Genomic DNA, 21,951 nt, shown 5'->3' with positions numbered 1-21,951 from the left:
ATGAGGCGCAGGTTCCCGTGGAGCGTGCTGGCGGTCCTGTTCGTGGTGGTGCCGATCGTCGAGATCTACCTGCTGATCCAGGTGGGGCAGGCGATCGGCGGCTGGACCACGGTCGGCCTGCTGGTCCTCGACAGCATCCTGGGCGCCTACCTGGTCAAGCGGGAGGGCGGCCGGGCCTGGGAGGCCCTGCAGGACGCCCTCCAGAGCAGGCGGATGCCGGCTCGCGAGCTCGCGGACGGCGCGCTGATCCTCGTGGGCGGCACGCTGCTGCTCACCCCCGGGTTCGTCACCGACGTGTTCGGCTTCTTCTGCATCCTGCCGTTCACGCGTCCGGTGGCCCGGCGGCTGCTCACGGCGTTCATCACCCGTCGCTTCCTCGGGGGACCCTCGGGGAGCCGCGGAGGCACGCAGACGGGCGGCCGCCGGCACGAGCAGTCCGGCGCCGAGGACCCCCGGACACGACGACGCCCCGGACCCGACTCATCGGTGGTCCAGGGCGAGGTCGTCGACTGACCGCCGCCGCAGCGGCGTCGCGCCGGGTCAGGCCGTCTTCTGCGACTTCGACTTCCGCGGGCGGTGCAGGTGCGCGGGCCCGATCTCGCCGCCGCGGAGGAGGTCCAGCCGCTCGGCGAGGATGTCCTCGAGCTCCTTGATGGAGCGGCGCTCGAGCAGCATGTCCCAGTGGGTACGCGCGGGCTTCTCGTTCTTTGCCTCGGGCTTGGCGCCGCTGGTGCTCAGCGCCTCGGCACCGCAGCGCGGGCACTCCCAGACCGCCGGGACGTCGGCCTCGGCCGCCATGGGGATCTCGAACTCGTGGCCCTGCGGGCACACGTAGCCGACCTGCTGGCGCGCGGCGAACTCGATACCGCGCTCGTCCTCAAAGCTCTGGCCCCCGAGTCGGGCGCCACGCAGTGTGCGCTCTCCCATGAGCCACCTCCTGATGTCTTGGTTTCCCCGTCACCGAATCACAGACGGGCAGCCCTCCACGATAAGCCTCGGAGCGCAGCCGTCCAAAGGGCACAACGTCCCGAAGCACCCGGAGATTCCCCTCCGGGACGGGTCGTGCTGTGTCCCCGACCACCTGGTACCCGCCGGTGCGTGCCTTCACACGTGCCGGCGGTGCGGCGTGGTCCGGCCCCTCGGCGGGCGGCGGGCCCTCCGGGTGGGCCTCAGACCACGACCGGAGGCGTGTTGCCCGCCTCGCGGATGCCGCGCTCGGGGTCGACCCGGGCGAGCAGCAGGAAGCCGACCACGAAGAACAGGATCAGCGCGAAGATCGCCGGACGGTAGGAGTCGGTGACCTGGTGGACCAGGCCGAACACCAGCGTCCCCAACCAGCTCGTGCCCCGCTCACAGGCCTGGTAGAGGCTGAAGTACTCCGCCTCGCGGCCGCGCGGGATCAGCAGGCTGAAGAACGACCGGGACAGCGCCTGGGTGCCGCCGAGCACGAGGCCGATCCCGACCGCGAGCACGAGGAACAGCACGAAGGTCCGCTCGGGGGTGAAGTAGGCGGCGACGACGACCAGCATCCAGACCAGCAGGCCCCCCAGGATGACCTTCCGGCTGCCGACCCGTTCGGCCACCTTGCCGAACAGCAGCGCCCCGAGGATGCCGACGAACTGCACCACGAGGAAGGCCTGCAGCACGGTGGCCTTCTCGAAGCCGAGCTGCTTCTCGCCGTACACCGACGAGGCGAAGATCACGGTCTGGATGCCGTCGTTGTAGAACAGGTAGGCGACCAGGAACGTGAGCGTGACCGGGTAGCTGCGCAGGTCGCGCAGGGTCTGCCAGAGCTGGCCGAAGCTCTGCCGCACCAGCGACCCGGGCTCGGGTACGACGTTGCGCGGTTCGCGGTTGCGCACCCCGAGGAACGGGATCAGCGTGAACGCCGCCCACCACAGGCCCGCGGAGAGCAGGCAGATCCGGACCGCGAGGCCCGTGTCGTCCGCCATCACGGTGAGCAGGCCGAAGTTGAGCGCGAGCAGCAGGCCGCCGCCGAGGTAGCCCAGCGCCCAGCCGCGGGACGACACCCGGTCGCGCTCGTCGGGCGTGGCGATCTCGCACAGGATCGCGTCGTAGACCACGAGCGAGGCACCCAGGCACAGAGTGGCGACCAGCAGCAGCACGGCGCCGAGCTGCCAGTTGGACCCGGCGACGAAGAACATCAGCCCCGCGCTCAGGCTGCCGGCCCAGGCAAAGCCGCCCATCATGTTCTTCTTGCGCGCGGAACGGTCGGCGGCGGCGCCGACGACGGGCAGCACCAGCGCGGACAGGATCGTCGCGACCGTGACGATGTAGAAGACCAGCGAGCCGGGGGAGATCCCGAGCCCGAGCACCGACAGGTGCGTCGTGCACGGGTTCTCCGGGGTGCCGGCCTCGCCACAGGCGGCGACCTCCGCCACCGACGTCAGGTACGGCGAGAACAGCACCGCCGCGGTGGTGGTGACATAGGCGGAGTTCGCCCAGTCGTACCAGTACCAGGCCCGCTGCTCCTTGCGCCGGCTCAGCGGGCTGAGGTCGGCGATGCCCACGGGGCCCGTGGGGTTGTCGATCGTCATCGGGGGGCTCCGCTCCACGGGGTCGGTGTCGGGTTCATCGGGTGGCTCCGCTCCACTGCCCGCGGGCGACCAGGACGTCGCGGAGCAGGTCGGTGCGGTCGGTCATCAGGCCGTCGATCCCGAGGTCGAGGAGCTCGTGCATGTGGTCCGGCTCGTCGACCACCCAGACGTGCACGTGCCGTCCCAGCGCGTGGGCGCGGGCGACGAGTGCCTCGGTGACGACGGTCACCCGGCCGCGGCGGTGCGGCACCTGGAGCGCCGCGCCGCGCCCGCGGGTCAGCGCGTCGACGACCCGGGGGGCGGGGACGAAGCGGAACAGGCCGACGTCCACCGGGCCGGCAGCCGTGGCGACCCGGTCGCCGACGAGCCTGCGGAACCGGGTCGTCCGGCGGTCGGAGAACGACCCGACGCAGACCCGGTCGTAGGCGCCGTGCCGGCGGACCAGCTCGGCCAGCGCCGGGACGGCCGCGTCGGACTTCAGGTCGATGTTGAACCGGACGCCGGGGAACTCCTCGAGCAGCGAGTCCATCGTCGGGACCTTCTCGCGCTCGCCGACCACGGCCTCCGCCACCTCGGCGTAGGAGAGCTCCGCGACCTTGCCGGTGTGCGCGGTCACCCGGTCCAGGGCGGCGTCGTGGAAGGCCAGCAGGGTGCCGTCACGGGTGACGTGGACGTCGGTCTCGAGGTACGCGTAGCCGAGGTCGACCGCGTGCCGGAAGGCGGTCAGCGTGTTCTCGAGCCCCTCGAGGTCGGGGTGGTAGGCGCCGCCACGGTGGGCGAACGCGAGGACCGAGCCCGGCTGGTCGAGGACCGAGTCCAGGAAGGGGAACCCGGTGCGGGGACGCGTCACACCGCGAGTATCCACCGACGGTGGCCCCGGAGGGGTGATTTGCGCGCCCGACATGCCCTCAGCGTGGGGCAGCCGGTACGACGGGGGCATCCGTGTTCGTACTCAGCTGCGTGGCGCCGTCCGACCGACGGGGCAGGGGAGTAGCGTCGGCGACGTGGACGAGATGACCTGCCCCAAGTGTGGATCGAGCATGACCAGCCGGACGCTCGGCGCCGTGACGGTGAACCGCTGCCCGTCGTGCAGCGGGGTCTTCCTGGACCGGGCCGACCTCGCCGACCTCGTGGAGGCGGAGAACGACTGGCACAGGCACACCGGCCCGCTGACCGAGCCGCTGCCGCGGATCACCGCGGACATGACCGCGCCGCCGCCGAGCAGGCCGAAGGCGCGCTCGTACATCGAGACCCTGTTCGACTAGAGCGGCTCACCCGCGCGGGTCCGGCCCGAGGTCGCTCGCGCAAGGGCGCTACCCGCCGGAGTCGTTCGAAGGCCTGTGATGAAACGACGTGACGTGAGCCTTCCTTTCACGGCGAAGGACCACGACGTGCGTATCGCGCGTGATGGATGGGTCTACTACGTGAGGGGAGTCAAGCGAAGTGAGCCCCTCGATGGGGGCATCGGCTTCGGTGACGGCAGTCTTTTCGGTGTCGCGATCTGGCTTCTCTGCGGACTCGCCGGTCGCCTGCTGTGGCGCTTTCAGAAGTCGTGGAAGGTCGGAGTCGTGCGCTTCGTCGACGACGACAGGGTGATGCCCACGAGCGTGGTCCACGAGGAGAAGCTCGCGTCCGGCGTCAGGCCCAGTGCACGGATCGCCGAACTGGTCAGCGCCTTTGAGTCGGGCAGTTTCGACCCAACGGCGTCCTGACGTCAGCTCTCACGATCCGCGTCGACCTCGGCAGATCCACGGAGCGGCGGGACTGCTTCAGCCGGACGAACAGTGACACCCGGTCAGATGTCGCGGAAGGTCTCGATCCGGGCGCCGAGCGAGTTGAGCCGCGTGGCAAGGTCCTCGTAGCCGCGGTTGATCACGTAGACCGAGCGGAGCACCGACGTACCCTTCGACGCCAGCATCGCGAGCAGGATGACCACGGCCGGCCGCAGCGCCGGCGGGCAGACGATCTCCGCGCCGCGCCAGCGGGTGGGACCCTCGATCATCACCCGGTGCGGGTCCAGCAGCTTCACCTGCGCGCCGAGCTTGGTCAGCTCGGTCAGGTAGATCGCGCGGTTCTCGTAGACCCAGTCGTGCAGCAGGGTCTGCCCCTCGGCGACCGCCGCGATCACCGCGAAGAACGGCAGGTTGTCGATGTTGAGGCCGGGGAACGGCATCGGGTGGATCTTGTCGATGGGGGAGTGCAGCGTGGACACCTTGGTGGTGATGTCCACGAGCCGGGTGTGCCCGTTGGCCGCGACGTACTCGTCGCTGCGGTGGTAGGTGAAGCCCATCTCCTCGAGCAGGGCCAGCTCGATCTCGAGGAACTCGATCGGCACCCGGCAGATGGTGATCTCCGACTCCGTGACGATCGCCGCGGCGAGCAGCGACATGGCCTCGATCGGGTCCTCCGAGGGTGCGTAGTCGACGTCGACGTCGATCTCGCGGACGCCGTACACGGTCAGCGTGGTGGTGCCGACACCGTCGATCTTGACCCCGAGCTTCTCCAGGAAGAAGCACAGGTCCTGGACCATGTAGTTGGGACTGGCGTTGCGGATCACGGTCACGCCGTCGTGCCGGGCCGCGGCGAGCAGCGCGTTCTCGGTGACGGTGTCGCCGCGCTCGGTCAGCACGATCGGCCGGATCGGCGTGATCGCCCGGTTCACGGTGGCGTGGTAGCTGCCCTCGGTGGCCTTCACGTCCAGGCCGAAGGGGCGCAGCGCAGCCATGTGCGGCTCGACGGTGCGGGTGCCGAGGTCGCAGCCGCCGGCGTACGGCAGGTCGAAGACGTCCTCACGGTGCATCAGCGGGCCGAGGAACATGATGATCGACCGGGTACGACGGGCCGCCTCGGCATCGATCCGGGACAGGTCGAGCTCGGCCGGCGGGACCAGTTCGAGGTCGTTGTCGGAGTTGAGCCAGCGGGCCTGCACGCCGATGCTGGTGAGCACCTCGAGCAGCCGGTTGACCTCCTCGATGCGGGCGACCCGACGCAGCGTGGTGCGGCCGCGGTTGAGCAGCGAGGCGCAGAGCAGCGCGACGCCGGCGTTCTTCGACGACTTGACCTCGATGCTGCCGGAGAGCACCGTGGGGCCCTGCACGCGCAGGTGCGTCGGCCCGGCGCCGAGGGAGACGATCTCGGAGTCGAGGGCCTCGCCGATGCGGGCGAGCATCTCGAGGCTGAGGTTCTGGTGCCCCTTCTCGATGCGGTTCACCGCGCTCTGGCTCGTGGACAGGACGTCGGCGAGCTGCTGCTGGGTCCAACCGCGGTGCTTACGGGCGTCACGGATCAGGTTGCCGATCCGGCTCAGGTAGTCCTCAGTCATGCGCGCAAACGTATCTCAAATATGAGATACGTCAAATCACCCCGTTGTCCGGAGTGTCGCGATCTCGGAGGTGAGCTCCGCGCGCAGGTCGTCGTGCTGGGGACCCAGCACGGTCCGGGGGAGCGGGTCGCGCCAGCGCTCGATCGGGTGCAGCGCCACCGGCCGCCAGGTGTGGTCGGGGCCCTCCCACTCGTAGCGCGGCCAGACGTGGGCGTGCAGGAACGCATCGTAGTTGCCCTGGATCTCCAGGTTGATCCGGCGGAACTCCGGGTCGCGCCGCGCGCAGACGTTCTGCACCGCCTCGGCGAGCAGCTCGGCGCCGGCCAGGAAGGCGTGGCGGCGCTCGCGGGGCAGGTCGGTGAGCCGGTCGACCCCCGGGGTGTCGGTGATGAAGACGCAGTAGCCGGGGAGGAACTGCACGTCGCCGATCACCGCGAACCCGGCGTCGAGCCGGGCGAGCACGGTGGGGTTCTCGTCACGCAAGGCGGCGCCGACGCGGTCGCGCTTCCAGTCCTCGCTCATGGGCGCACAGTCTGCCCGGTCGCCGTACCGGGGGCTCACCAGGCCCATGGCACGATTGAGAACCATGCGAGTAACCACGATCCACGGCACCCGTGACATCCGCCTCGAAGACCGTCCCGCACCCACCATCGACGCCCCCACCGATGCCATCGTCAAGGTCGTGGCGAGCTGCATCTGCGGCTCCGACCTGTGGCCCTACCGCGGCGAGAACCAGATCACCGCCGGCGACCCGATCGGGCACGAGATGGTCGGCGTGGTCGAGGAGGTCGGCTCCGCGGTCACCTCCTTCCGTCCCGGCGACTTCGTGATCGTGCCGTTCTGCCACAGCGACAACACCTGCCCGCACTGCCGGGCCGGGATGAGCTCGGGCTGCGAGAACGTGGGGATCACCAAGGGCGGCCAGGGCGAGTACGCCAAGGTCACCCAGGCCGAGGGCAGCCTCGTGAAGACCGACGGGATGCCCGACGAGTCGGTGATCCCGTCGCTGCTGACGCTCTCCGACGTGATGGCCACCGGCTGGCACGCCGCCGTCGCGGCGAACGTGCGACCCGGCTCCACCGCGGTCGTCGTCGGCGACGGTGCGGTCGGCCTGTGCGGCGTTCTGGCCGCGGCGCAGCTCGGCGCCGAGCGCGTGGTCGCGATGTCGCGCCACGAGCCCCGGCAGAAGATCGCCACCGAGTTCGGGGCCACGCACCTGGTGGCCGAGCGCGGCGAGGACGGCGAGCAGCAGATCCTCGATCTCACCGATGGTGTCGGCGCGGACGCCGTCCTGGAGTGCGTGGGCACCGACCAGTCGATGCGCACCGCCTTCAACATCGCCCGGCCCGGCTCCACGGTCGGGTTCGTCGGCGTGCCGCACGGCGTGGAGCTGCCGGTGGGGCGGATGTTCTCGCGCAACGTCGGGCTGGCCGGGGGGATGGCGCCGGTGCGCACGTACCTGCCCGAGCTGCTCGACCTGACCATGAAGGGCGCGATCAACCCCGGCCTGGTCTTCGACCTGACGCTGCCGCTCGACGAGGTGGCCGAGGGGTACCGTGCGATGGACGAGCGTCGGGCGATCAAGGTGCTCCTGCAGCCGTAGGGCGTCGCAGTTATGTCAGGCCGAGCGGGGGTTCCCGGCCCGGGTCGGGGAGAGGGGTCGGATGGCGATCAGGGCCGTGGTCTTCGACATCGGCGGCGTGCTCGAGCGCGTCGCCGACGACGCCTGGCCCGAGACCTGGGCGACCCGCTGGGAAGCGCGAGCCGGGCTTCCGGCCGGTGCGTTCGCGGAGCGACTCGCTGCGCACGCGCCGGCCGGCTCGGTGGTCACTGGCGAGGTCACCGAGACGCAGCTGCGAGCCGCCTACGCCGCCACCTTCGGCCTGGACGAGGCGGCCACCGAGGCGATGATGGCCGACCTGTGGGACGCCTACTGCGGCGAGCTGGACGTCGAGATGTACGACTTCGCGGCCGGCCTGCGCCCGGCCCTGTCCACGGCGATCCTGAGCAACTCCGGGGACGGGGCCCGACGGGAGGAGCAGCGTCGCTACGGGTTCGAGCAGCTGGTGGACACCATCGTGTACTCCCACGAGGTGGGGCTGGCCAAGCCGGACCCGATGGTCTACGCGCTGACCACGCGACGGCTCGGGGTACGTCCCGACGAGGTCGTGTTCGTCGACGACGTCGACGGCCACGTCCGGGCGGCCCGCGAGCACGGCTGGCACGGCGTCGTACACCGGGAGACCGCGGCGACGATCCGCGAGGTGACCCGCATCATCGAGCAGGGCTGAAAGCACACCTGTGTAACCCCTTCCGCGGCTAGCCTGACCGCCATGAGTGCCGACCCCCGCTCCCGCGCTCAGCGGCGTCGCGACACCGAGCATCGGCTCGCCCACGACACCGACGTGTGGGTGGCCAGTGCCTCGCCGGACGGTTCGCCGTACCTGGTGCCGCTGTCCTTCGACTGGGACGGCGAGGCGCTGCTCATGGCCACGCCGAGGGACAGCCCGACCGGCAGGAACCTGGCCGCCACCAGGGCCGTGCGGCTGGGGCTGGGCCACACCCGCGACGTGTCCATGATCGAGGGCGAGGTCGAGGTCCTCGAGATCGACGCGCTGCCGCAGGAGCGAGGCGACCGGTTCGCCGCACGCGCCGGCTTCGACCCGCGGGCACCGGGCACGCCGTACCGCTGGTTCCGCATCTCCCCGCGCCGCATCCAGGCCTGGCGCGAGGTGGACGAGCTGCCCGACCGCGAGCTGATGCGCGACGGCCGCTGGCTGGTCTGACGCCTCGCCCGGGCGAGCCACGCGCGTGGGGCCCAGAGGGTCCGCGGGGTGAAGCGATGAGAGAACCAGACGTCGTGGTCGAAGGCTGGTTAGATCGACCCAGGCGACGCCGACGGACACCGCCGAGGCGGCCCCGCGCAACAGAGGGAGACACGATGAGCACGGCCACGAGGACGGACACGCAGTCGCCGGAGCTCCACGTAGCCGACAGCCACGACCTGATCCGCGTGCAGGGCGCGCGCGAGAACAACCTCAAGGACATCCACGTCGAGATCCCGAAGCGCCGGCTGACGGTGTTCACCGGTGTGTCCGGGTCGGGCAAGAGCTCGCTGGTGTTCGACACGATCGCCGCGGAGTCGCAGCGGATGATCAACGAGACCTACAGCGCCTTCGTGCAGGGCTTCATGCCGACGCTCGCGCGGCCGGACGTCGACGTGCTCGAGGGGCTGACGACCGCGATCCTCGTCGACCAGGAACGGATGGGCTCGAACCCGCGCTCCACGGTCGGCACCGCCACCGACGCCAACGCGATGCTGCGCATCCTCTTCAGCCGGCTCGGGAAGCCGCACATCGGTCCGCCCACCGCGTTCGCGTTCAACGTCCCCACGCGGACGGCGAGCGGGGTCATGAAGACCGAGAAGGGCGGCAAGGAGGAGAAGCAGGTCGTCCGCGACGCGGTGTACCAGGGCGGCATGTGCCCGCGCTGCGAGGGCATGGGCAGCGTCAGCGACTTCGACCTGACCGCGCTCTACGACGACTCCAAGACCCTGGCCGACGGTGCGCTGATGGTCCCCGGGTACAGCATGGACGGCTGGTACGGCCGGATCTTCAGCGGCGCCGGCCTGCCCATGGACAAGCCGATCGCCACCTTCACCAAGAAGGAGCTCCAGAAGCTCCTGTACGCCGAGCCGACCAAGATCAAGGTGGAGGGGATCAACCTCACCTATGAGGGCCTGATCCCCAAGATCCAGAAGTCGATGCTCTCGAAGGACGTCGAGGCGCTGCAGCCCCACGTCCGCCGGTTCGTGGAACGCGCGATCACCTTCACGACCTGCCCCGACTGCGACGGCACCAGACTCACCCAGGAGGCCCTGTCGTCGAAGATCAGGGGCAAGAACATCGCCGAGCTGTGCCAGATGCAGATCAGCGATCTCGCGGAGTGGATGCGCGGCGTCGACGAGCCGGGCGTCGCCCCGCTGGTCGCCGGACTCCAGCACCTGCTCGACTCCTTCGCCGAGATCGGCCTGGGCTACCTCTCGCTCGACCGGCCCGCGGGCACGTTGTCCGGTGGCGAGGCGCAGCGGACCAAGATGATCCGCCACCTCGGCTCCTCGCTGACTGATGTCACCTACGTCTTCGACGAGCCCACCATCGGGTTGCACCCGCACGACATCGAGCGGATGAACCACCTGCTGCTGCAGCTGCGCGACAAGGGCAACACCGTGCTCGTCGTCGAGCACAAGCCGGAGACGATCGCGATCGCCGACCACGTGGTCGACCTCGGGCCCGGGGCCGGCACCGGCGGCGGCACGATCTGCTTCGAGGGCACCGTGGAGGGGCTGCGGGGGAGCGACACCACCACCGGCCGCCACCTCGAGGACCGGGCGGCCCTCAAGGACCGGGTGCGCGAGTCCACCGGCGCGATGGAGATCAGAGGTGCCGACACCCACAACCTGCAGGGCGTCGACGTGGACGTGCCGCTCGGCGTGCTGTGCGTCCTCACGGGTGTCGCCGGCTCCGGCAAGAGCTCGCTGGTCCAGGGATCGGTGGCCGACCGGGAGGGCGTGGTGGTCGTCGACCAGGGCGCGATCCGCGGCTCACGGCGCAGCAACCCGGCGACGTACACCGGTCTCCTGGAGCCGATCCGCAAGGCGTTCGCCAAGGAGAACGGCGTGAAGCCGGCGCTGTTCAGCTCGAACTCCGAGGGCGCCTGCCCGGCCTGCAAGGGCGCCGGCGTGATCTTCACCGAGCTCGGCGTGATGGCGACCGTGGAGTCCACCTGCGAGGAGTGCGAGGGGAAGCGGTTCCAGGCATCGGTGCTGGAGTACACGCTGGGCGGGCAGAACATCGCCGAGGTGCTCGCGATGCCGGTGACCGAGGCCGAGGAGTTCTTCCGGCACGGCGACGCGCGCACGCCGGCCGCCCACAAGATCCTCGACCGGCTCGCCGACGTCGGGCTCGGCTACCTCAGCCTCGGCCAGCCGCTCACCACGTTGTCCGGAGGCGAGCGGCAGCGCCTCAAGCTGGCCACCCACCTGGGTGAGAAGGGCGGTGTCTACGTGCTCGACGAGCCAACCACCGGCCTGCACCTCGCCGACGTCGAGCAGCTGCTCGGTCTGCTCGACCGGCTCGTCGACTCCGGCAAGTCGGTGATCGTCATCGAGCACCACCAGGCGGTCATGGCGCACGCGGACTGGATCATCGACCTGGGCCCGGGTGCCGGCCACGACGGCGGCCGGGTCGTCTTCGAGGGCACGCCCTTCGATCTCGTCGACGGACGATCCACACTCACCGGCGAGCACCTCGCGGCCTACGTCCGCACCTGACTGCGAGCTCACTCCTCTCGTTGAAACGCGTCTCCTGCTCATGCGCCGATAAGCGACATTATGTCAACTAACGAAGACGTCGGCACCGGAGACCACTTCCCCGGGCCCGGTCAGGCCCGGTCGATCACCGCGAGAAGCCGCTCCTCGAGTCGCCGGCGTCGTGCGTGCACCTCCGGCTCCGTGGCGACGGCCTCCGTGCCCGGCGGCGGCAGGAAGCCGACGACGTCCATCACGTCCCAGTAACCAGCCGGTGCGCATCCGGTCCGGGACACGTAGGCGTCCGCGAACGCGTCTGCGGCGGCGTTGCCGTGGTCCAGGGCGATGTTGGTGCTGCAGTGGGCGACATCCAGCCAGGCGGGCCCGATCGAGGTCTCGACCCAGTCCACGACCCCGCTGACCGCGCCGTCGTGCCACAGCACGTTCCGCAGGGCGAAGTCGCGGTGGAGGAACGTCGGCTCGAACTGCGGTGGCGCTCCGCGGAGGATGTCGAAGGCTCGCTCCCAGACGTCGCGGTGCCTGGCCCAGCCGGGCACGACGAACTTCGCCTCCCAGGCCCACGACTGGTACGGGCGGACCTCGACCGTGGGAACGACGCCATGGATCGTCGCGAGCAGGTCCGCCAGAGCGGACAGCGACGCGGGGTCGACCCGGCCGACGTCGGTCTCCCCCGGCACGAGCGTCATCAGATGCGCCGGGTGCTCGCACGCTCGGCCGTCGGCATCGAGGGCGATCGACCGTGGGGCCGGCACGTCGGTGTCGACCAGCATCCGCTGTACCTCGCTCTCCCGGGTCGAGAGCGCCGCGCCGTGGGTGCGCCACGGCTCCCTGGTGATCAGACGCAGGACGGCGCGTCCGCCGCGGTCGTCGCGCAGGGCGAGCATCTCCCCCGTCGACCCGCCCTCGAGCTCGCGTACGGCGGCCACGCGGGTGCCGGTGCGGGACGCGGCCCAGGCCAGGGCGGCACGGACGTCGACGCTCCCCGAGGTGATCACCGCTCCATTCCAGCCGACACCGTGGCTCCTCGCGCGGACGCCACGCTCGCGCCGGGGGTCAGTCGCGGGACCGGCGTCGGAACGCCGCCAGGGCCAGCGGGGCGAACACGGCGGTGAACAGCAGCGACCAGGCGATCGTGACGACCACCGGGTTCTGCAGCGGCCAGGCCGCGTCCGGCGGGGCCGCCGGCCCGTTCCCCCACAGCTGACGGCAGGCCTGGGTCAGCGCCGACACCGGGTTCCACTCGGCGATGAACCGCAGCCACGACGGCATGTTCTCCGTCGGCGCGAACGTGTTGGCCACGAACGTCAGCGGGAACATCACCGTGAACATGAAACCCTGGACCGCCTCGACGGTGCGCATCAGCGAGCCGACCCAGATCCCGAGCCAGATCATCGCGAAGCCGAACAGCAGCAGTAGGAAGAACCCCAGCGCGGCCTCCAGCACGCCGGTGCGGATGCGCCAGCCGATCAGGAGACCGGTCACCGCCATCACGGTGACCCCGATGCTGGAGTGGATCAGGCTGGAGATGCTGCGGCCGACCAGGACCGAGGCCCGCGAGATCGGCAGCGACTTGAGGCGGTCGACGATGCCCTTCTGCAGATCGTTGGTGAGCCCCATCGCGACGATCGCGGACGAGAACACCATGGTCTGCACCATGATCCCGGGCAGCAGGAACTCCCGGTAGTTCGAGCCGGCGACCGCGATCGACCCGCCGAACACGAAGGCGAACAGCAGCACGAACATCACCGACTGCACGGTGACGTCGAGCAGCATCTCCGGCATCCGCTTGATGTGGATCAGGTTGCGCCAGACCACGGTCGCCGAGGCCTGCGCCAGGGACGGCGGGGCGATCGGCGGCCGGTTCGGCCGGCGGGTGGTCGGCGTGGTGGGCTGCGTGGTCGTCACTGGAGCACCTCTGCGGTCTCGTTCTGGTCGTTGCCGTCGGCGCGGTGCCCGGTCAGGTGCAGGAACACGTCGTCGAGGCTGGGTCGCTTGAGCCCGAGGTCGTCGACCTCGATACCGCTCTCGGCGATGATGCCGCCGATCCGGGTCATGTCGCCGAGGCCGTCGGCCTGCGCGGTCAGCCGGCGTGCCGTGTGCTCGACGTGGACCTCCGCGGAGCACATCCGGACCAGCTCCTCTGCCCGGGCGAGATCTGCGGCATGCGTCAGGGTGACCACGACGCTCGCCTGTCCCGCCTGGTCCTTGAGCTGGGTGGGCGTGCCGGAGGCGATCACCCTCCCCTTGTCGATGACGACGATCTCGTCGGCGAGCTGGTCGGCCTCCTCGAGGTACTGCGTGGTCAGCAGCAGCGTGGTGCCCTCGCGGACCAGTCCGCGGAGCACCTCCCACAGCTCGGAACGGCTGCGCGGGTCGAGCCCGGTGGTCGGCTCGTCGAGGAACAGCACCGGCGGCGCCGCGATCAGGCTGACCGCGAGGTCGAGCCGGCGCCGCATGCCGCCGGAGTAGGTCTTCACCGTGCGGTTGGCTGCGTCGGTGAGCGCGAACCGCTCGAGCAGCTCGTCGCCGGCGGTGCGGATGTAGCCGCGGGACAGACCGTAGAGCCGCCCGATCAGGCGGAGGTTCTCCCGTGCGGTGAGCAGCTCGTCGACCGTGGCCGCCTGGCCGGTCAGCCCCATGCTGCGGCGGACGGCGTCGGGGTCCTCCCGGACGTCGTGGCCGGCGACCCGGCCGGTGCCGCTGGTGGGCACCGACAGGGTGGTGAGCATGCGCACCGTGGTGGTCTTCCCCGCGCCGTTGGGCCCGAGCAGGCCGAGCACGCTGCCCTCCGGGACGACGAAGCTCACCCCGTCGACAGCGGTGTTGTCCCCGAACTTCTTCACGAGATCGATGGCCTCGACGGCCGGGCGTGATGACATGAGGTTCACCCTAGTTTCCGGCACCGACAGTTTCGCAATCCGTTTTCGCTGTTCCCCACCGTCATCGGCCGCTCCTCGCGTCAGGGGCCCCCCTTGGCCCCGTGCACCCGGGTAGACCGGTGGCGCGGCGAGAACTCATCGCTGCCGGAGAACTCGCGGTCACGTCACGAGACGGGGTGACCTCACTCCCCCGCATCCTCCGGCGCGCCGTCGTACCCGAGCCGGAGCAGCTCGGTGAGCTCGGTGACCAGCGGCATCCGGGGGTTGGTGCGGTTGCTGAGGTCGCTGAAGGCGGTCATCGCCAGCTCGGGGAGCGCCGCCTCGAACTCCTCGGGGTCGACTCCCGCCTCCCGGAGCGTGCGCGGCATGCCGACCCGGTCCAGCAGGTCCTCCACGCCCTGGAACAGCCGGCGCCGGCTCTCCTCCGGCTCCCGGCCGCCGAACACGACCCGGCCGAGCTGGGCGTACTTCTCGGGCGCCACGTACGACGAGTAGCCGGGTGCGGGCATGAACTTGCTCGGCAGGCCGGCGTTGTAGCGCAGCACGTGCGGCAGGAAGATGCCGTTGGCCCGGCCGTGCGCGAGGCCGAAGCGGGCCCCGACGGCGTGGGCCAGGGCATGGCAGGTGCCGACGAAGGCGTTGGAGAACGCGAGCCCCGCCAGGGTCGCCGCGTTGGCCATGTCGGTGCGGGCGGACAGGTCCGCCGGTTCGTCGTACACCCGCGGCAGGGCGTCGAAGACCAGCCGGGCGGCCTGCACGCAGAAGGCGTCGGTGTACGGCGACGCGAAGACCGACGCCACCGCCTCCAGCGCATGCGTCAGCGCGTCGATGCCGCTGTCGGTGGTCACGGAGACCGGCATCGAGACGGTGAGCACGGGGTCGACGATCGCCATGTCGGGGACCAGGCAGTAGTCGACCAGGGTCTCCTTGCGGCCCCCCACCGTGATCACCGCGGCCGGTGAGACCTCCGAGCCGGTGCCCGACGTGGTCGGGATCGCGACGAGCCGCAGCCGGTGCGCGTCGTGCGGGTAGCTCGCGACCCGCTTGCGGGGGTCCAGGAACGGCAGCGTCAGCTCGTCGAGGTCGTGCTCGGGGTGCTCGTAGAACAGCCGCATCGCCTTGGCCGCGTCGATCACCGAGCCTCCGCCCACGGCGACGAGCAGGTCGGGCCGCACCCGGTCGAGCAGCTCCACGCCGCGGCGGACCGTCGCCTCGTCCGGCTCCGGCTCGACCTCGCTGAACACCCGCAGGTGGCGGGTACGAAGCTTGGGCCGGAGCAGGTCCACCACTCCCCTGTGCTCGCCGAGCGCGTCGGTCACCACGACCACGTCGGTGCACTCGAGGTCGCGCAGGTTCTCTAGCGCACCGGCGTTGAAGTACGTGTTCGCGGGCACTCGGAACCACTGCGGCGGGGTACGGCGCCGCGAGACCGTCTTCAGGTTGAGAAGCTGGAGGTAGTTGACGTTCTCGGTGGTGCTCGACCCGCCCCAGCTGCCGCAGCCGAGGGAGAACGTCGGGGTGAGGTTGTTGTAGATCCCGCCCAGCGCCCCCACGGCGGTGGGCGCGTTGACCAGGATCCGCCCGGTGCGCACCGCCAGGGAGTACGCCTCGATCACCGCGTCGTCCTCGGCGTAGATGGCCGAGGTGTGCCCCAGTCCCCCGTGCTCGGTGACGAGGACGGCGGTGTCGATCGCGTGCTGCACCGACCGCGCCCGGACCAGGCCCAGCACGGGCATCAGCTTCTCGCGCACCAGCGGGTGCCGGTCGAGCTCGGCGAGGTCGTCGGGGAGCGGCGCGATCAGCAGCTTGACGGTCGGCTCCACGGTGATGCCGGCACGGCGCGCGAGCTCGGGAGCCTGCTGGCCGAGCGCGGCGACGTTCACCACCTCGCGGTCGCCGAACACGAAGTCCGCGAGCCGCTCGGTCTCCTCCGCTGTGAGCACCCGGGCGCCCATCCGCTCGAACTCCGCCACCGTCGCGTCGTACACCTCGTCGTCGACGACCGCGGTCTGCTCGGCCGGGCAGATCACCGAGGCGTCGAACGTCTTGGAGATCAAGATGTCGACCACCGCGGCGCGGAGGTCCGCCGAGCGGTGGATGTAGATCGGCGCGTTGCCGGGGCCCACGGAGAGCCCGGGCTTCCCGGAGGCGTTCGCGATCGCGACGATCTTCGGGCCGCCGGTGACCCACACGAAGTCGACCAGCGCGTGCCGGAGCAGGTGGTGGGTCACGTCGTGGGAGGCGTCCGGGACCACTTGGAGCGCGCCCGGCGGCAGCCCGGCGGACTCCCCCGCCTCGCGGAGCACCTCGACGCTCCGCTCGCAGCAGCCGACCGCGAGCGGCGAGGGCCGGAACAGCACGGCGTTGCGGGTCTTGGCCGCGACGATCGCCTTGTAGAGCACGGTGGAGGTCGGGTTCGTGACCGGCGTGATGGCCAGGACCACGCCGACCGGCTCCGCCACCCGCACGATGTTGCGCTCGACGTCCTCCTCGACCACGCCCACGGACCGCTTGCCGCGCAGGTAGTCGGCGAGGAACTCGGTGGCGACGTAGTTCTTGACGACCTTGTCCTCGAACACGCCGAACCCGGTCTCCTCGATCGCCACCCGGGCCAGGTCGACCGCCGCCCGCACGCCGGCGCGGACCATGGCGTCGACGATCGCGTCCACACGCTCCTGGTCGAGCTCCCGGAACCGCACGGCCGCCTCGTGCGCCCGCTCCACCAGGGCGTCGACCTCGGCGAGCCTGGCCGCGTCGGACGGCCGTCGTACGGCGTCCTCGCCGGTCTTCTGGCGGGGGACGGAGGGGTGGCTGGTCTGCGTCATGGCGCCTCCACGCGGTTCGGGGACGGCTCGCTCCCGTCCCCTCCAGCCTCGGCGTCCCGGCGATGGAGCGGACAGTGCCGTTGGTCCCGCGGCGCGACATGGAGGACCAGGGCCGGAGTCCCCTAGGCCGACAGCCTGCGCGCGAGGACCCGCGTCTCCCACGGGGCCAGCGCACCGGTGACGTGCGGGTCGTCCACGTTCGTCACCAGCAGCTCGGCACCGGCCCAGTCGGTGTCCAGCGGCAGGTCGACCGGCCTGGTCTCCCCCGTGAAGTTGCCGAGCACCAATAGCTCGGTCCCCTCCAGGCGCCGGGTGAACGCGTAGACGTGCGGGTCCTCCTCGAGCAGCATCGTGAAGTCGCCGTACGCCACCGCCGGCTCACTGTGCCGCAGGTCGACCAGCCGCCGGTAGTGCGTGAACACGGAGTCCTTGTCGTCGTACTGCGCGGCGGCGTTGACCTCGACGTGGTTCGGGTTCACCCCGATCCACGGCGTGCCGGTCGTGAAGCCGGCCCGGGGGGTGCCGTCCCACTGCATCGGGGTGCGCGCGTTGTCGCGGCCCATCGTCCGCAGTGCCGTCAGCACCTGCTCGGGGTCGGCCCCGGCGGCGGTCGCGTGCCCGTAGTGGTTGACCGCCTCGATGTCGCGGAACGCGGAGATGTCGTGGAAGACCGAGTTGCTCATCCCGAGCTCCTCGCCCTGGTAGATGTACGGCGTCCCGCGGTGCAGGTGCAGCACCGTCCCGAGCATCTTCGCCGACCGCTCGCGGTGCTCCTTGTCGTCGCCGAAGCGCGACACCACCCGCGGCTGGTCGTGGTTGTTCCAGTACAGGCTGTTCCAGCCTCTGGCCGCCAGCCCGCGCTGCCACCGGCCGAGCGAGGCCTTGAGCGTGCGCAGGTCGAAGGGCAGCACGTCCCACTTGCCGTCGCCCTGGTCGATCCCGACGTGCTCGAACTGGAACACCATGTCCACCTCCGCGCGGTCGGGGTCGGTGAACAGCGCGGCGTCCTCGACGGTCACACCGGGCATCTCCCCCACCAGCAGCAGCGGCCGGTCGATGCCGGCGAAGACCCGCTGGTGCATCTCGTGCAGGTACTCGTGGATCCGCGGCCCGGAGAAGACGTAGGGGGTGCCGTCGCCGAAGAGCTCACCGGGACGCACCTCGCCGTCGGGAAGCTCGGTCACCTTCGAGATGAAGTTGATGACATCCATCCGGAACCCGTCGATGCCCCGGTCGAGCCACCACCGCATCATCGTGTAGACGGCCTCGCGGACCTCCGGGTTCTCCCAGTTCAGGTCGGGCTGCTTGCGGGAGAACAGGTGGAGGTAGTACTCGCCGCTGCGCTCGTCGTACTGCCAGGCGGACCCGGAGAAGAACGAGCCCCAGTTGTTCGGCTCGGCGCCGGGAGTGCCCGGGGTCGTCCCGGGGCGGGCCGGTCGCCACCAGTACCAGTCGCGCCTGGGCGAGTCGAGTCCGGCGCGGGACTCGGCGAACCACGCGTGCTCGTCGGAGGTGTGGTTCACGACGAGGTCCATCACCACCTTGATCCCGCGCCCGTGCAGCCCGGCGACCAGCTCGTCGAAGGTGTCCAGGTCGCCGAAGGTCGGGTCGATGTCCTGGTAGTCGCTGATGTCGTAGCCGTTGTCGTCCATCGGCGACGGGTAGACCGGCGAGAGCCACACGACGTCGACGCCGAGCCGCTCGAGGTGGTCCAGACGGTTGATGACGCCCCGGAGGTCGCCGACGCCGTCCCCGTCGGAGTCGGCGAAGCTGCGCGGGTAGATCTGGTACACGACGGCGCTCTTCCACCACTGCTGTGACTGCATGGGCTCCACCCAACCAGAGCCGCTCCCCTCCCCCGCTACGCTGCCCACCCGGTGAGCGAGAGGGAGCGATGAGCCACGACCTGGTGATCTTCGACTGTGACGGGGTGCTGGTCGACTCCGAACGGATCGCGGTGCGCGTCGAGGCGCGGGTGTTGACCGAGCTCGGCTGGCCGCACACCGAGGCCGACGTCGTACGCCGCTTCGTCGGCCGGTCCAGCGCCGCGCAGCTCGCCGAGCTCGAGGAGCGTCTCGGCGCCGAGACCACCCGCTACTTCGACGAGGTCACCACCCGGGAGGTGCACGCGGCGTTCGAGACCGACCTCGTCGCCGTACCGGGGGTCGTCGAGCTGGTCGACGCGCTGCACGCCGCCGGGGTCCCGACCTGCGTGGCCTCGAGCGGCAGCCACGCCAAGATGCGCCGGACGCTGGGGCTGACGGGGCTCTACGGGCGATTCGCGGGGCGGATCTTCAGTGGCGACGAGGTCAGCCACGGCAAGCCTGCGCCGGACCTGTTCCTGCACGCCGCGGAGCGGATGCGGACCGCGCCGGAGCGGTGTGCGGTGGTCGAGGACAGCGTGTACGGCGTCCGGGCGGCCGTCGCGGCGGGGATGACCGCCTTCGGCTTCGCCGGGGGTCTCACCAGCGGCGAGGTGCTCGCGGACGCGGGGGCCGTGGTCTTCGACACGATGGCCGACCTGGTCGACGTGCTCTCCGCCTCAGCCGGCGGCTGAGTCCGCCGCCGCGCCGTCCGCGCCGTCGCCGCCCACGATGTGCGTGGCGATCGGCGTGCCGAGCTCGACGGTCCGGCTGACCGTGCACAGCCGGTCATGCGACTGCGCCACGGCGCGCGGCACCACCGCGCGCGCCGCGTCGCCCGCCTCCCCCTCGGGGAAGCGGATGTCGAAGGTGAGCGTGATGTCCGTCAGGTGGTTGCCGGAGTCGTCGCGCACCTTGTCCGCGGTGATCCGGAGGTCCAGCGCCTCCGGCTCGGCGCGCTTGCTCGTGATGTAGTCCACGTCGATCCCGCTGCAGCCCGCGATCGCGGCGAGCAGCAGCTCGACCGGGCTGAACGACGTGGTGCCGTCACCACCCAGTTCGAGGGTGACCCCGTGCCGGTTGGTGGCCAGGTAGCGGCCCTTCTCGAGCCGGGACAGGGACACGGTGCGGAGGCTGTGGTCGCTCATGGCGGCACTCTTCCACAGGGATGCGCGCGCGGTCCCTCCTAGGATCGCCGCATGCGCACCGACTTCGCCGCCGACGACCCGGACCTCAACGTCTACAAGCTGCTGACCGCGGTGGTGGTCCCGCGGCCGATCGCGTGGGTGTCGACGCTCTCCGGGACCGGCGTGGTCAACCTCGCGCCGCACTCCTTCTACACGGTCGCCTGTGCCCGGCCGCCGATCGTGCAGTTCACGTCCGTGGGCCGCAAGGACACCCTCCGCAACGTGCTCGCGACCGGCGAGTTCGTGGTCAACCTGGCCACCGCCCCGCTGCTGGACCAGGTGAACAACTCCTCCGCCCGGTTCGCCCCCGACCAGAGCGAGGTCGACGCGCTCGGCATCGCGATGGAGCCGAGCGTGCGGGTGCGTCCGCCCCGCGTGGTGGGCTCCCCGGCGTCGATCGAGTGCACGCTGCACAGCACGAACGAGCTCGGCGACTCCACGGTCGTGCTGGGCGACGTGCGGATGATCTCGGTCGCGCAGGAGGCCCTCGTCGACGGGCACCCGGAGTTCACCCGCCTCGACCCGCTCTCCCGCCTCGGCAGGGACGAGTGGGGCCTGCACGCCGAGGTCGTCTCGGTGCGGCGCCCGGCCCGGCCCGAGGACGTGCGCTGAGCCCGCTCAGGACCCGGTGACGCAGTCCGCGAAGTAGGCCTCGGGGTCGTAGAGGTCCGGCTGCTCCCGCCTCAGGGTGGGGTCGGCCACCGCCTCGCGCTCGGTCACCTTCACCTGCGTCGCGGTGTTGCCGTCGAGCTCGTACGTCGTCGTGGTGAGGTCCCAGGCCAGGATGATCCCGGGCGGCTCGTGCGCCACGGAGGTGACCGTCTCGATCCCGCCGTCCGCCGTGCAGGACGCGCCCGCCGGCGGCATCGTCCCGTCGGTGGCGACGAAGCCGGGCAGCGGCCGGCCGTTCGCCAGCACCGGCCCGAGCTTCTCGTTCTCGCCGCCGTAGAGGGTCAGGTCGAAGCCCCCGCGGGGGTGCGGCGTCCCGCGCACGAGCAGCAGCTGCCGCTCGGTGTCCTGGAGCTGCACCACGTCGAGCCGCTCGAGGCCGCTCTCCAGCAGCGGGGTGGCGGACGGGGTTCCGGCGAAGGTGGTGAACAGCGCACCGGCGCACGGCCCGCCGGTCCCCGTTGCCACGTGGGCGACCTCGTTCATCGCCCCGTCGCCGTCGACGTCGGCCTCCGCGACGACGTCCCCACCCTCGAGGGCGGGGTCGTCGGCGCGGCACTCACCGAACAGCACGGCGTCCTCCGGCAGGTCGGACGTGGCCTCGGACCCGGAGCCGGACCCGGTCTGCGTCCCGCAGCCGGTGAGGACGACCGCGGCCAGGATCAGGGCGGGGGTTCGTGTGGTTTTCCGCATGAAGGTCCGACGCACGGGCGGTCAGTCCCGTTCCAGCCGCGCCAGCAGCCCCCGTCGTACGCCGGGCCACTCCGCCCGCAGGATCGAGAAGTACGCCGTGTCGGCGACCGTGCCGTCGTGTCGGCGCCGGTGCGCGCGCAGCACCCCCTCCGGGCGGGCCCCGAGGCGTTCGATGGCGCCGGCGCTGCGGGTGTTCGCGGCGTCGCAGCGAAGCGCCACCCGCTCGCAGCCCCAGGTGCCGAACGCATGGGTGAGCATCAGCATCTTCACGTGCGGGTTGGTCTCGCCGCCCCAGAACCGCCGGCCGTAGTAGGTGTTCCCGATCTCCACCCGCGGGACGTCCGGGAGGTGGTCGTAGAACGAGGTCACCCCGCGCATCTCCCCCGTCTCCGAGTCGAGCACCGCGAACGCCATCACCGTCGGGTGCGCCTGGAACAGCGCGATGTTCGCCCGGGCGCCCTCCTCGTCCAGCGGCGGTGGCGAGGTGTGCCAGGCGTAGGCCTCGACGTCCGCGAGGGCGGCCCAACCCGTCGCGTGCTCGTCGCCGAGCGGGACCAGGGAGACGACGGGAGCGGTGAGCGTGAGGTCGTGCAGCATTGCCCCACCCTCGCACGGGGCGGTTGCCCG

Annotated in this window: 22 protein-coding genes; 9 read left to right on the top strand and 13 right to left on the bottom strand. The window is 71.0% G+C overall.

Annotated features, from left to right (window positions below; all coding sequences use genetic code 11):
- Window positions 1-513 (top strand): FxsA family protein, encoded by a 513-nt coding sequence (locus K1X13_RS00615; RefSeq protein WP_221023125.1) that lies wholly within the window; start codon window positions 1-3, stop codon window positions 511-513.
- A gap of 27 nt (window positions 514-540) precedes the next feature.
- Here the strand turns inward: K1X13_RS00615 and K1X13_RS00610 are convergent, their stop codons facing one another.
- The 3 genes from K1X13_RS00610 to K1X13_RS00600 form a co-directional block, all read right to left on the bottom strand.
- Window positions 541-927, bottom strand: coding sequence for an RNA polymerase-binding protein RbpA (locus K1X13_RS00610; RefSeq protein WP_221023124.1), 387 nt, complete (start codon window positions 925-927; stop codon window positions 541-543).
- 242 nt (window positions 928-1,169) lie between these two features.
- Window positions 1,170-2,558 (bottom strand): MFS transporter, encoded by a 1,389-nt coding sequence (locus K1X13_RS00605; protein ID WP_221023123.1) that lies wholly within the window; start codon window positions 2,556-2,558, stop codon window positions 1,170-1,172.
- 34 nt (window positions 2,559-2,592) lie between these two features.
- Complete coding sequence (locus K1X13_RS00600; RefSeq protein ID WP_308249310.1) at window positions 2,593-3,408, bottom strand: glycerophosphodiester phosphodiesterase family protein; 816 nt, start codon at window positions 3,406-3,408, stop codon at window positions 2,593-2,595.
- Window positions 3,409-3,571: 163 nt separating this feature from the next.
- On the opposite strand from K1X13_RS00600, the gene K1X13_RS00595 reads away from it, so the two are divergent.
- Together K1X13_RS00595 and K1X13_RS00590 are read left to right on the top strand one after the other, a co-directional pair.
- Window positions 3,572-3,823: a TFIIB-type zinc ribbon-containing protein gene (locus K1X13_RS00595; protein ID WP_225914592.1), complete on the top strand. Its 252-nt coding sequence runs from the start codon at window positions 3,572-3,574 to the stop codon at window positions 3,821-3,823.
- A gap of 93 nt (window positions 3,824-3,916) precedes the next feature.
- Window positions 3,917-4,270, top strand: coding sequence for a hypothetical protein (locus tag K1X13_RS00590; protein WP_221023120.1), 354 nt, complete (start codon window positions 3,917-3,919; stop codon window positions 4,268-4,270).
- A gap of 83 nt (window positions 4,271-4,353) precedes the next feature.
- Here the strand turns inward: K1X13_RS00590 and K1X13_RS00585 are convergent, their stop codons facing one another.
- Together K1X13_RS00585 and K1X13_RS00580 are read right to left on the bottom strand one after the other, a co-directional pair.
- A complete protein-coding gene (locus tag K1X13_RS00585; protein ID WP_221023119.1) occupies window positions 4,354-5,880 on the bottom strand; it encodes a UDP-N-acetylglucosamine 1-carboxyvinyltransferase in 1,527 nt (508 codons plus the stop codon).
- Between the two features lie 36 nt (window positions 5,881-5,916).
- The gene (locus K1X13_RS00580; protein ID WP_221023118.1) at window positions 5,917-6,402 is read right to left on the bottom strand and encodes an HIT family protein; all 486 of its coding nucleotides are present in this window, start codon (window positions 6,400-6,402) and stop codon (window positions 5,917-5,919) included.
- Between the two features lie 64 nt (window positions 6,403-6,466).
- On the opposite strand from K1X13_RS00580, the gene K1X13_RS00575 reads away from it, so the two are divergent.
- The 4 genes from K1X13_RS00575 to K1X13_RS00560 all read left to right on the top strand — a co-directional run bounded on the left by K1X13_RS00575 (window position 6,467) and on the right by K1X13_RS00560 (window position 11,212).
- Window positions 6,467-7,483 carry a zinc-dependent alcohol dehydrogenase family protein gene (locus K1X13_RS00575; RefSeq protein ID WP_221023117.1) on the top strand — a complete coding sequence of 339 codons (1,017 nt, stop codon included), beginning with the start codon at window positions 6,467-6,469 and terminating at the stop codon, window positions 7,481-7,483.
- Window positions 7,484-7,544: 61 nt separating this feature from the next.
- Entirely contained in the window at window positions 7,545-8,171 is a 627-nt protein-coding gene (locus K1X13_RS00570; RefSeq protein ID WP_221023116.1) for an HAD-IA family hydrolase, read from the top strand.
- Window positions 8,172-8,213: 42 nt separating this feature from the next.
- On the top strand, window positions 8,214-8,666 hold the full coding sequence (locus tag K1X13_RS00565; protein WP_221023115.1) for a pyridoxamine 5'-phosphate oxidase family protein: 453 nt from the start codon (window positions 8,214-8,216) through the stop codon (window positions 8,664-8,666).
- Window positions 8,667-8,821: 155 nt separating this feature from the next.
- On the top strand, window positions 8,822-11,212 hold the full coding sequence (locus K1X13_RS00560; RefSeq protein WP_221023114.1) for an ATP-binding cassette domain-containing protein: 2,391 nt from the start codon (window positions 8,822-8,824) through the stop codon (window positions 11,210-11,212).
- 110 nt (window positions 11,213-11,322) lie between these two features.
- On the opposite strand, the gene K1X13_RS00555 is transcribed toward K1X13_RS00560, so the two are convergent.
- From K1X13_RS00555 to K1X13_RS00535, 5 genes are all read right to left on the bottom strand, one after another.
- Window positions 11,323-12,204, bottom strand: coding sequence for a phosphotransferase family protein (locus K1X13_RS00555; protein ID WP_221023113.1), 882 nt, complete (start codon window positions 12,202-12,204; stop codon window positions 11,323-11,325).
- A gap of 58 nt (window positions 12,205-12,262) precedes the next feature.
- Window positions 12,263-13,114 carry an ABC transporter permease gene (locus K1X13_RS00550; protein ID WP_308249309.1) on the bottom strand — a complete coding sequence of 284 codons (852 nt, stop codon included), beginning with the start codon at window positions 13,112-13,114 and terminating at the stop codon, window positions 12,263-12,265.
- Entirely contained in the window at window positions 13,111-14,088 is a 978-nt protein-coding gene (locus K1X13_RS00545; RefSeq protein WP_221023112.1) for an ATP-binding cassette domain-containing protein, read from the bottom strand. Before K1X13_RS00545 ends, K1X13_RS00550 begins: the two co-directional genes overlap by 4 nt.
- Window positions 14,089-14,270: 182 nt before the next feature.
- A complete protein-coding gene (gene adhE, locus K1X13_RS00540) occupies window positions 14,271-16,913 on the bottom strand; it encodes a bifunctional acetaldehyde-CoA/alcohol dehydrogenase (protein WP_221023111.1) in 2,643 nt (880 codons plus the stop codon).
- Window positions 16,914-17,035: 122 nt separating this feature from the next.
- Complete coding sequence (locus K1X13_RS00535) at window positions 17,036-18,739, bottom strand: glycoside hydrolase family 13 protein (protein ID WP_221023110.1); 1,704 nt, start codon at window positions 18,737-18,739, stop codon at window positions 17,036-17,038.
- 68 nt (window positions 18,740-18,807) lie between these two features.
- Here K1X13_RS00535 and K1X13_RS00530 point away from each other — a divergent pair, with 68 nt between their 5' ends.
- The gene (locus K1X13_RS00530; protein ID WP_221023109.1) at window positions 18,808-19,470 is read left to right on the top strand and encodes an HAD family hydrolase; all 663 of its coding nucleotides are present in this window, start codon (window positions 18,808-18,810) and stop codon (window positions 19,468-19,470) included.
- Here the strand turns inward: K1X13_RS00530 and K1X13_RS00525 are convergent.
- Window positions 19,456-19,923 (bottom strand): OsmC family protein, encoded by a 468-nt coding sequence (locus K1X13_RS00525; RefSeq protein ID WP_221023108.1) that lies wholly within the window; start codon window positions 19,921-19,923, stop codon window positions 19,456-19,458. The two genes, K1X13_RS00530 and K1X13_RS00525, sit on opposite strands and share 15 nt — an antisense overlap.
- A gap of 51 nt (window positions 19,924-19,974) precedes the next feature.
- On the opposite strand from K1X13_RS00525, the gene K1X13_RS00520 reads away from it, so the two are divergent.
- On the top strand, window positions 19,975-20,574 hold the full coding sequence (locus K1X13_RS00520) for a flavin reductase family protein (protein ID WP_221023107.1): 600 nt from the start codon (window positions 19,975-19,977) through the stop codon (window positions 20,572-20,574).
- A gap of 6 nt (window positions 20,575-20,580) precedes the next feature.
- On the opposite strand, the gene K1X13_RS00515 is transcribed toward K1X13_RS00520, so the two are convergent.
- Complete coding sequence (locus tag K1X13_RS00515; protein WP_221023106.1) at window positions 20,581-21,324, bottom strand: hypothetical protein; 744 nt, start codon at window positions 21,322-21,324, stop codon at window positions 20,581-20,583.
- 21 nt (window positions 21,325-21,345) lie between these two features.
- Complete coding sequence (locus K1X13_RS00510; RefSeq protein ID WP_221023105.1) at window positions 21,346-21,921, bottom strand: GNAT family N-acetyltransferase; 576 nt, start codon at window positions 21,919-21,921, stop codon at window positions 21,346-21,348.
- Window positions 21,922-21,951: the final 30 nt, after the last annotated feature.

Origin of the sequence: Nocardioides jiangsuensis, assembly GCF_019679455.1 — a bacterium.
GTDB lineage: Bacteria > Actinomycetota > Actinomycetes > Propionibacteriales > Nocardioidaceae > Nocardioides_C > Nocardioides_C jiangsuensis.
Note: the sequence above shows the minus strand (reverse complement) of the source record. Positions and strands in the feature narration are given on the sequence as shown.